General features: G+C 64.2%; 4 protein-coding genes. 1 reads left to right on the top strand and 3 read right to left on the bottom strand.

From position 1 onward, the window contains the following. Positions 1–28: 28 nt before the first annotated feature. Positions 29–283: an HD domain-containing protein gene (locus N802_RS19035; RefSeq protein ID WP_052110179.1), complete on the bottom strand. Its 255-nt coding sequence runs from the start codon at positions 281–283 to the stop codon at positions 29–31. Between the two features lie 53 nt (positions 284–336). Continuing rightward, positions 337–633 carry a hypothetical protein gene (locus N802_RS19030; protein ID WP_035919626.1) on the bottom strand — a complete coding sequence of 99 codons (297 nt, stop codon included), beginning with the start codon at positions 631–633 and terminating at the stop codon, positions 337–339. Between the two features lie 110 nt (positions 634–743). Between N802_RS19030 and N802_RS19025 the strand changes: the two genes are divergently transcribed. Next, a complete protein-coding gene (locus N802_RS19025; protein WP_156971531.1) occupies positions 744–1,439 on the top strand; it encodes a hypothetical protein in 696 nt (231 codons plus the stop codon). Between the two features lie 18 nt (positions 1,440–1,457). Here N802_RS19025 and N802_RS19020 read toward each other — a convergent pair whose 3' ends face one another. After that, positions 1,458–2,483, bottom strand: a complete 1,026-nt coding sequence (locus tag N802_RS19020; protein WP_211254466.1) for a uracil-DNA glycosylase — start codon at positions 2,481–2,483, stop codon at positions 1,458–1,460. Positions 2,484–2,963: the final 480 nt, after the last annotated feature.

Below are 2,963 nucleotides of genomic sequence, written 5' to 3'. Positions count from 1 at the left end.
TGAGAGCCTCCACCAGACCCGGGGCGATTCACACGACGTGATTGGGTGCGCCCTCGTTGGCCAGGAACGTGGCGCCGTCCACCGGGTGGAAGCCCGTAACGGCAAGTGCGGGCGCGTAGCCGATGTCATGGAGCCACGCGGCAGCCGCGATCTCGGGGGAGAGCCCGAGCTCCGCGATCATCCAGTCGGCGAGCCGACCCACGGTCTGAACGTGCTCCCAACGATCGCCCAAACTGCTGAGGTATTCGGCAGCAAGGTTCGGGGCCTGGTCGGTCCGCCACATGACTCGCCATCCTGCCGCAGGCACCGAGCTCATCACAGTGGCGGTGGGCGTGGTCAGGGCGAGGTCTCAGGCGATGTGTTGTTACGCGAGCGGCTGCGCTCGGATGACTGCACCGCGCGCTTGACTACACCGAGAGGCTGGTCAAGGAGCTGCGCGGCCCGGTCGAGGCCCGAGATCTCCGCCAGCTTGGCCACAGCTTCGGCGATGTTCTGGTCGGCAAAATCGACGCGCTGCTGTACACGGGCACGAGCGGCGTACGCCTTCGTCGTCTTCGCGAGCGCAGTCGCTTCGGCGCGCTGAGCCTCGTGCAACCGTCGACGAGCGTCCTCACGCGTGGGGTGCGGGTTCATGTTCCCTCCAAGGCTTGGTGGCATCGCTACGAGCACCTCGTCGCTGGGGCACGACATGGGTGTCGGCGATGGGTGGGACGCTGTGCCCACGGTGTCGCGAAGGAGGGCGCATGAGCAGAGGTAAGGATCCAGCGAACTGGGTCGGAGAAGACGAAATGGTTCTGGCCGACTTGGAGGGACACGACTCCGCGCGTGCCGATGCTGCCTTCGGGCGGGACAAGCGCCGGAGCATCGGACTGGAACGCCGCGGGCAGTTGGAGCGGATTCGCGAAGTGTTCGGTTCCGGCGACCCTGATGGCGTTGACGATGTCAGGCTCCGCGTCCTGTACCACGTCATCGGCTATGTCCACGAGCAGAAATGGCGCGAAGCGGTCGATGAGGTTCGCAGGTGGCTGCTTTCCGACGCGAGGCAGGAGCATCGCGAATGGCGAGAAGCGCACTTGAACATGGAGCGCGTGCACGCGACGCCATTGAATTGGGACGCGCTCTTTCTGCCGGATCGGCACGCCATTGCAGCGATGACCCACCAGCGCCGGGCGGCGATCGACATCGCGAGCGACTACCTGACCGGGCAGGGCTCCGGTTTGATCCCTGAGGAGGAGACCACCTATCCCAACCCGTATCAGGACTTGTGGATCGTCGACCCCGTCGACCCCAAGCATCGAGGCGAACACCGTGCTGGAGGAAATCTCGTTGTCGTGCCGACTATCGGACCGGCATACGCGGCCGGAACGAGCAGTGAGCCGCTCACGGCCGAGACGGTGGGGATGATCGGTCCACCTGATCTGGAGTGGGATTTCGACTGATCTGCCTTCGGCGACACGTCAATCACCCAGGTCGGGGATCTGCCAATCGACCTCACCACGTCCTCTTGTCTTCAGGAAGGTGTTTGCTCTTGAGAACGGGCGGCTCGTGAAGAACGGTGCCGAGGTCCTGTAGGCCGAGATGCCAGATGGGTGTGAGGACTCGATCACCTCGTGATGAGCGGCGATGAGCTTCCGCTTGGCCCTGGCCTTGTTGCCCCAAAGCATGAAGACGACCGGCTCGTCCTTGGCGCTGACCGCACGGAGGGCTTCCTCCGTGAAGGTCTCCCATCCCCGGCCCTTGTGTGAATGGCGCTCACCTGCGCGCACGGTGAGAACTGTGTTCAGAAGCAGCACTCCCTGATTGGCCCAGTGAGTGAGGTTGCCATGGTTCGGCGTCTTGGTTCCGAGATCGGACTCCAACTCCTTGAAGATGTTGCGGAGCGACCCAGGAGCGTCGACGCCATCGCCGACGGAGAAGGCCAATCCGTTGGCTTCGTCAGTGCCGGGGTACGGATCCTGTCCCAGGATCACCACCCGGACTCGGTCGAGTGGAGTCGCGCGCAAGGCGGCGAAGACCTGGTCCTGCGGTGGGTAGACAGGACCGAGTGCCCGCTGAGCCAAAACATAGTCCTGCAGGGCATTCCAATACTGCTTGGAGGCCTCCTCGTCGAGCAGCGCGTCCCAGTCGCTTGTCATGGTCTCTATCCTGCCCGAGCTCTCTCTGGCGCATGTTTGCATCGAACTGATCGCCGATGGCCTTCCCGGCATGCGCACTGCAGCGTGCCGTGGCTGGTTCTCCCTGGGGCCGCATCGGTGGCACTGCGTGGCGGCAAGGGAGCTCTGGCCTGCAATGATCGGACCGTGGGCCTTCTCCATCAGACCCGAGACGAACTCGCGAGACACCTCGATGAGCTGGGTGTGAACCCTGCCAACTATCACCTCTTTGGCGCCCACGTTGACGATGCATTCGTTCTCGATCGCCGTCCGCACGGATGGGTCGTCTTCTACTCCGAGCGTGGTGGCGAAGACATCCTCGGCATTCACTCAACGGGATCAGCAGCCTGCGCGGACCTCTTTGCCCATGTCACAGCAGACGAGCACGTCTTCTTCACACTCGTTGCTGGGCCAGCACCCAGTGCTCGTGCCGACGCGGAGTTTGACCGTTGGCTTCGTGACCGCGGAACCACCAGGGACGAACTCGTACCCCGCGACTGGAAGACGGACGACGTCCCTTGGGTCCCCGGATCGCGTTGGCGACGCTACTTTGTCCGCACACTGACAGTTCGAGAACTTCAGCACCGCCTCACCTGACTTGGCGGGCCACCGCGCCGCGCGCATGCGACCTTCGCCGAACCTGCTCGCCGTGCGGGCACTCATCACTCCGCGATTCATGCGACCGACGACGGCACCATCCTGAGCGCCACACGTCTGGCACCCGCTGGCGCGGGTGGTCGTCCCGCCCACCTCCGGCGTGCCCCGAACCACCGGTTTGACCCTCGTGACGATGTCGATCCGGCGGATGAC

It is taken from the genome of Knoellia sinensis KCTC 19936, assembly GCF_000768705.1.
Classification (GTDB): domain Bacteria; phylum Actinomycetota; class Actinomycetes; order Actinomycetales; family Dermatophilaceae; genus Knoellia; species Knoellia sinensis.
This window is presented reverse-complemented; position numbering and strand designations above follow the sequence as displayed.